Origin of the sequence: Rhodococcus sp. CX (assembly GCF_015865005.1) — a bacterium.
Lineage (GTDB): Bacteria > Actinomycetota > Actinomycetes > Mycobacteriales > Mycobacteriaceae > Rhodococcus.
The window spans coordinates 14496-21276 of sequence record NZ_JADZGH010000233.1 but is presented as its reverse complement, the minus strand read 5'-3'; the positions used below and the strand labels follow the sequence as shown (position 1 = coordinate 21276).

Below are 6781 nucleotides of genomic sequence, written 5' to 3'. Positions count from 1 at the left end.
CTGCGCCGACCCTCGTCACCTGCCCGAACCGTGGCTGTGGCGAGAAGAAGCTGCCTCACGTGGCGTGCCCGTCGTGCGGCACGTACAACGGCCGTCAGGTGACCGCTGCCGTCTGATTCGGTAGGCATCGTGGCGAACAAGTCGATGAATACACCGTCCGTGGGCGGCGAGGAGGATCACGCATCTCTCCTCGCCGCCCTCGGCGTGACACTGGACCCCGAACTGCTGCGGCTGGCGCTCACGCACCGGTCGTACGCCTACGAGAACGGGGGACTGCCGACCAACGAGCGCCTCGAGTTCCTCGGCGACGCGGTTCTCGGCCTCACCGTCACGGAAAAGCTCTACCTCACGCACCCGGACCGGTCCGAGGGCGAACTCGCCAAGATCCGCGCGAGCGTGGTGAACATGCACGCGCTCGCGGAGGTCGCCCGTGGTCTCGGCGAGGGTGGTCTCGGTGTGCACCTGTTGCTGGGCAAGGGTGAGGAACTGACCGGCGGCCGCGACAAGGCCAGCATTCTCGCCGACGGCATGGAATCGCTGCTCGGCGCAGTCCATCTCGAACACGGCATCGACGTCGCGCGCAGCGTCGTGCTCCGGTTGTTCGCCGATCTCCTCGAGCGCGGTCCGCGGCTCGGAGCCGGACTGGACTGGAAGACCAGCCTGCAGGAACTCACCGCCGAACGCGGTGTGGGTGTCCCCGTCTACGAGATCTCCGCGACGGGCCCGGACCACGACAAGGAATTCACGGCGACGGTGCTCGTCGCCGGTTCTCCGTACGGCGTCGGCGTCGGTCGCACCAAGAAGGAAGCCGAGCAGAAGGCGGCGGCCGCGGCGTGGCAGGCGCTGACCGACGGCGCGACCTCCGATGCCGGCGACGCGGTCGCCGGGAACGACGAGACCGACACCGAACAGAACTGATCCGCGGTGCCCGAACTCCCCGAGGTCGAGGTGGTCCGCCGTGGTCTGCACGAGCATGTGCTCGGTGCGGCGATCGAATCCGTGCAGGTGCTGCATCCGCGTGCGGTGCGCCGGCACGAACCCGGTCCGCGCGATCTCGCGCTCCAGCTGACCGGGCAGACGCTCGTCGACGTGCAGCGACGCGGCAAGTATCTCTGGCTGGTGCTCGAGCCCGCCGACATGGCGCTCGTCGTGCATCTGGGCATGAGCGGTCAGATGCTCGTGCAGCCGCCGTCCGTCGCCGACGAGAAGCACCTGCGCATCCGCGCCGTGCTGGACAACGGCGCGGATCTGCGGTTCGTGGACCAGCGGACCTTCGGCGGCTGGGCGCTCGCCCCGCTCGTGGAGGTCGACGGCGACCTGCTGCCGGTGCCGGTGGCGCACATCGCCCGCGACCCCATGGATCCCCGATTCGACGCCGACGCGGTCGTGAAGGTCCTGCGGAACAAGCACACCGAGATCAAGCGCGCGCTGCTCGACCAGACCGTCGTCTCCGGTGTCGGCAACATCTACGCGGACGAATCCTTGTGGCGGGCAAAGCTTCACGGAAACCGGATCACCGACACGTTGTCGCGGCCCAAGCTGAAGGCGGTGCTGGCGGCGGCGCATGAGGTCATGGGGGAGGCGCTCGCGCAGGGCGGTACGTCGTTCGACGCGCTCTACGTCAACGTCAACGGTGAATCCGGCTACTTCGACCGTTCCCTGGACGTGTACGGCCAGGAGAACCGGCCGTGCTCGCGGTGCGGCTCCGCGATCCGCCGCGAGAAGTTCATGAACCGCTCGTCCTACAGTTGCCCGAAGTGCCAGCCCCGCCCGCGGGTTCGTCGAATCTGACGCACCGCGCCTGCGCTGCGTCACTCACCGGAAGCGTCGGAAGAACCGGCCCCGGGTTCCGAATCCTGTCCGCCGCCGGCGTCGACGTCGTCCCCGGCTTCCGACGGCGTGGGCTCCGTCGGCCGGACGAGTTCCTCGGCATACGGGGCGCGCGGCGGCGCGATCTCGTCGAGCCGCTCGTTGATCGCGTGCGCCAGCAGATCGTGCTGCAGCGACGACAACGGTGCCAGACCGCTCAGATACGCGTCGATCTCGATCTTGCCGGCGTCGCCGCCGAGGCCGAAGTAGCGCAGCCAGAGTTCCTCGAGGGACAGTCCGGTGGCGCGCACCGCGGCCAGGAACCGGCGCCGATGTTCACCGTCGGACAGGTACCTCATTCTCGCTCCTCGGTTCGCGACCCGGGCGACGGACGCGATGACGGCACAGCGCCGTAGGACGTCCGGCCCCAGGGTTCCCTTCCCGGCGCACGCCGAATCCGCTGCTCGGCGCCTGTCGCAGAAACGCAACATCCCGCTGGTGCCCGTGGCCACGGAAATCGTCGCCGCCGGATCCCGCCTCGACCCGTTCCGGTGTCCTCGATCGGACTCCGACGGTCCTCGGTGACGGTGCCGTCGGTGTGCCGTGGCAGGATTCGAGCCATGGCTGACCAGACTCCCGACACCCCGCCCACCGAACTGTGGGTCGAGCGCACCGGCACCCGCCGCTACACGGGACGCAGCTCGCGCGGCGCCGAAGTACTCATCGGCTCCGAGACCGTCGAGGGTGTGTTCACCCCCGGTGAGCTGCTGAAGATCGCGCTCGCCGCCTGCTCCGGCATGAGCTCGGACTTCCCGCTCTCGCGCCGGCTCGGCGACGACTACGAGGCCACCATCAAGGTCTCCGGCCCCGCGGACCGGGAGAACGAGGTGTACCCGCACCTCGAGGAGGAGATGATCCTCGACCTGTCCGAACTCGACGCCGACGCGCAGCAGCGCCTGCTCACGCTGGTCGAGCGGTCCGTCGACAAGGTGTGCACCGTCGGCCGTACCCTCAAGTCCGGCACGAAGGTGAGCCTCACGATCACCGCGGACTCGTGATCGGCCGCAGGCAGTAGCTCGGAGGGGGAGCAGATGGGGAACAACGAGATACGGATCGCGGTCGGGGCTGCGGCCGTGACCGTCCTGGGAATGGTCGCGGTGCCGACCGCGACCGCCGAACCGGCAGCCTGCGCACCGCGCACCGTCACCACGGTGACGTCCGGACTCGGGGTGCTCGAGAATCTGGCATTCGACGGGCGCGGTGGGCTGCTCGTCTCCGACGGGACCCTCGCCGGCGACGGCGCGCTGCGGCGTGTGGCACCCGACGGCACGGTCGACACGGTCGTGGACGACGTCACCGGGCCGGGCGGCATCGTCGTCGACGGCGCCACCGCCTACCTGAACGTCGGCAACACCACCGCGGCCGGGCTCGCCGACACGCCCGACGGCACCATCGACGCCGTCGACCTGGACACCGGCGAACGCCGCACCGTCGCGACCGGACTGGTCATGCCGAACGGTCTCGGTGTGCTCCCCGACGGTTCGTTCCTCACGTCACGCGACCTGGGCGCGGTGGGCCTGTCCCACGTTCCGGCCGGAGGTGGCGAGGGCACCGTGCTGCGGACCGACCTCGGCTCTGTCAACGGCATCGAGGTCGACGGCGAGACCGTCTACACCGTCACCACGTTCGAAGGCGTCAACCGGCTGCACGTCCTCGACGCCGGCGACCTCACCGGGCCGGTGCGCAGCATCGACCTGCCCGGACCCGGCCTGCTGCAGGCACCGGACGACCTGACGCTCGGACCGGACGGCGCGCTGTACATCGCCCTGAACCTGGCCGGCGCGATCCTGCGCGTCGACCCGGAGACCGGGGAGACCTGCCGCGTCGCGGAGGGCATCCCGCTCGTCTCGTCGGTCGCGTTCGGCGCAGGACCGGGCTGGGATCCGAACACCATCTACACCACCGGTTTCGACGGCACCGTCCGCGCCGCACGCCCCGCGACCGGATAGAGGAAGAGGAGGCAACCGTGACCACCCCTGCATCCGGCTCGGCCGAACGTCTGACCGCGTGGGTGCACGGACGCGTGCAGGGTGTGGGCTTCCGGTGGTTCACCCGGGCCCGGGCCCTCGAACTCGGTCTCGTCGGGCACGCCACCAACCACCCGGACGGCCGGGTACTCGTCATCGCGGAAGGACCGCGTCCCGCACTCGAACACCTCCTCGCGTGGCTGCGTTCCGGGCAGACCCCCGGCGAGGTGCGGCTCGTCGTCGAATCGTGGGAACCGGCACGCGGAGATCTGACCGGATTCGTCGAGCGGTAGCACGCAGGTAGGGTTTTTCCTCATGTATTTGAAGAGTCTGACGCTCAAGGGCTTCAAGTCCTTCGCGTCCGCGACGACTCTGCGTTTCGAACCCGGCATCACCTGCGTCGTCGGACCCAACGGCTCCGGAAAGTCGAACGTGGTCGACGCCCTGACCTGGGTGATGGGGGAGCAGGGCGCCAAGGCGCTGCGCGGCGGCAAGATGCAGGACGTCATCTTCGCCGGCACCGCCGGCCGCCCGCCGCTGGGCCGCGCCGAGGTCACCTTGACCATCGACAACAGCGACGGCGCGCTGCCCATCGAATACTCCGAGGTGTCCGTCACCCGCCGCATGTTCCGCGACGGTGCCGGCGAGTACGAGATCAACGGCACCTCGTGCCGCCTCATGGACGTGCAGGAACTGCTCTCCGACTCGGGCATCGGCCGCGAGATGCACGTCATCGTCGGGCAGGGTCGGCTCTCCGCGATCCTCGAGTCGCGTCCCGAGGACCGGCGTGCCTTCGTCGAGGAGGCCGCCGGGGTCCTCAAGCATCGCCGCCGCAAGGAGAAGGCGGTCCGCAAGCTCGACGCGATGCAGGCGAACCTCGCGCGCCTGACCGACCTGACCGCGGAGCTGCGCCGCCAGCTGAAACCGCTCGGACGTCAGGCCGAGGTCGCGCGGCGCGCCCAGACGATCCAGGCGGACCTGCGCGACGCGCGGCTCCGGCTGGCCGCCGACGATCTGGTCACCCGGCGTGCCGAATTCGCCGGACAGGACGAGCAGGAACGCATCGTCCGTGAACGCCTCGACCACGTCCTGGCCGCGCTGGACGAGGCGAACGCCGAACTCGCCCGGCACGAGCAGGCCGTGGCGCGCCTGACGCCGGGCGCCGAAGCGGCCTCCCAGACCTGGTTCCGGCTGTCCGCGCTCGCCGAACGGCTCGGGGCGACCGTGCGCATCGCCCAGGAACGGGCCCGCCACCTCGACGAGGCCCCGGTCGCCCGATCCGGGCAGGACCCCGACGAGATGGAGGCCCGTGCCGACCGCATCGCGGAAGAGGAGGCCGAACTCCTCGAGGCCGTCGAGATCGCCCACGGCACCCTCGAGGCCGCCCGGGAACAGCTCGCCGTGCAGGAGGAGGCGGCCGCCACCGCGGAACGGGCGCATCTGGCCGCGGTGCGTGCCGTCGCCGACCGCCGCGAAGGCCTCGCCCGGCTGTCCGGGCAGGTCGACACGATGCGCACCCGCGCCGAATCGATCGACGCCGAAGTCGCGCGGCTGACCGTCGCCATCGAGGAGGCCCGGCTGCGCGGTGTCGCGGCGCAGGCCGAGTTCGAGACCGCGCAGGCCCGCATCGACGATCTCGACGCCGGGGAAATCGACGCCGACGCCCAGCACGAGCGCGCACTCGAAGCGCTGCGCATCGCCGACGAACGCGTCAAGGAACTGCAGGACGCCGAGCGTGCCGCCGGTAAGGAGGTCGCGTCCCTCGGCGCGCGCATCGAAGCGCTGTCCATGGGCCTCGAACGCAAGGACGGCGCCGCCTGGCTCCTCGAACACCGACCCGACGCGGGTCTGCTCGGGCCGCTGGCGGAGCGGCTGCAGGTGGAACCCGGCTACGAGACCGCGGTCGCCGCGGCGCTGGGTCCGGCTGCCGACGCGGTCGCCGCCGAGTCGATCCAGTCCGCCCTCGCCGCGGTCGCCGCTCTCGATGCCGCCGATCAGGGTCGTGTCGCACTCGTCGCCGCCGGGGGTGCCGCACCCGAGGACGGCGGCGATCTGCCGGCCGGTGCGCGGTGGGCACGCGACGTCGTCTCCTGCCCCGCCGACCTGCGCGGCGGCGTCGACGCACTGCTCGCACGCACCGTCGTCGTCGACGATCTCGCCGCCGCCACCGACCTGTGCGCCCGGCGTCCGGAGCTGCGTGCCGTCACCCGCGCCGGTGCCCTCGCCGGTGCCGGCTGGGTGCTCGGCGGCTCCGACCGCGCGCCCAGCACCCTCGAGATCCAGGCCGCGATCGAAACCTCCGAACGCGCACTCGAGCAGGCCGTCCGCCGCTCCGAGGACCTCGCCGCCGCGCTGGCCGGGGCACTCGCCGAGCAGGCCTCGCGTGCCGAGATCGCCGAACAGACCCTCGCCGCGCTCAACGAGTCGGACGCCGAGATGTCCGCGGTGTACGAGCAGCTCGGCCGGCTCGGACAGGCCGCGCGCAACGCTCACGCCGAATCCGACCGGCTCGCCGCGCAGCGCGCCAAGGCGGAAGCGGAACGCGACGCGGCACGCGAGAAGTTCGTCGAACTCGAGGAACGCCTGCGCCGGGCCGAGAGCGAACAATCCGGTACCGGCGACGACACCGGCACCGATTCGACCGCGGCGGAACGCGAGGTCGCGGCCGCCGCGCTCGCCGAGGTCCGAGCTGTCGAGGTCGAAGCCCGGCTTGCGGCGCGCACCGCGGAGGAACGCGCCGAGGCCCTGCGCGGCAAGGCCGACTCGCTGCGTCGCGCCGCGCAGGCCGAACGTGAGGCCCGTGCCCGCGCCGAACGCGCGATGCGCGCCCGCAAGCAGGCCGCGGCCGTCGCCGCCGCGGTCGCGGAATCCGGTGCCCGGGTCGCGGCGCACCTGGACGAGGTGGTCGCCGCCGCGCTCGAGCACCGCGACACCCTCACCCGCCA

Annotated in this window: 8 protein-coding genes; 7 read left to right on the top strand and 1 reads right to left on the bottom strand. The window is 71.3% G+C overall.

Going from position 1 to position 6781, the window contains the following annotated elements; genetic code table 11:
* The 3 genes from rpmF to mutM form a co-directional block, all read left to right on the top strand.
* Positions 1–116, top strand: a 116-nt coding sequence (gene rpmF / locus I0Q12_RS26145) for a 50S ribosomal protein L32 (RefSeq protein WP_197256150.1), incomplete at its 5' end; no start/stop codon positions are given.
* Positions 117–144: 28 nt separating this feature from the next.
* On the top strand, positions 145–918 hold the full coding sequence (rnc, locus tag I0Q12_RS26140) for a ribonuclease III (RefSeq protein ID WP_197256191.1): 774 nt from the start codon (positions 145–147) through the stop codon (positions 916–918).
* A 6-nt stretch (positions 919–924) separates the two neighbouring features.
* Positions 925–1791 (top strand): bifunctional DNA-formamidopyrimidine glycosylase/DNA-(apurinic or apyrimidinic site) lyase, encoded by an 867-nt coding sequence (gene mutM, locus I0Q12_RS26135; RefSeq protein WP_197256148.1) that lies wholly within the window; start codon positions 925–927, stop codon positions 1789–1791.
* 20 nt (positions 1792–1811) lie between these two features.
* On the opposite strand, the gene I0Q12_RS26130 is transcribed toward mutM, so the two are convergent.
* The gene (locus I0Q12_RS26130; protein ID WP_231611467.1) at positions 1812–2168 is read right to left on the bottom strand and encodes a hypothetical protein; all 357 of its coding nucleotides are present in this window, start codon (positions 2166–2168) and stop codon (positions 1812–1814) included.
* A 261-nt stretch (positions 2169–2429) separates the two neighbouring features.
* Between I0Q12_RS26130 and I0Q12_RS26125 the strand changes: the two genes are divergently transcribed.
* The 4 genes from I0Q12_RS26125 to smc form a co-directional block, all read left to right on the top strand.
* A complete protein-coding gene (locus I0Q12_RS26125; RefSeq protein WP_197256146.1) occupies positions 2430–2867 on the top strand; it encodes an OsmC family protein in 438 nt (145 codons plus the stop codon).
* Positions 2868–2900: 33 nt separating this feature from the next.
* Positions 2901–3818 (top strand): SMP-30/gluconolactonase/LRE family protein, encoded by a 918-nt coding sequence (locus I0Q12_RS26120; RefSeq protein WP_197256144.1) that lies wholly within the window; start codon positions 2901–2903, stop codon positions 3816–3818.
* A 17-nt stretch (positions 3819–3835) separates the two neighbouring features.
* Entirely contained in the window at positions 3836–4129 is a 294-nt protein-coding gene (locus I0Q12_RS26115; protein WP_307846536.1) for an acylphosphatase, read from the top strand.
* A 22-nt stretch (positions 4130–4151) separates the two neighbouring features.
* Positions 4152–6781, top strand: a 2630-nt coding sequence (gene smc / locus I0Q12_RS26110; RefSeq protein ID WP_231611466.1) for a chromosome segregation protein SMC, incomplete at its 3' end; no start/stop codon positions are given.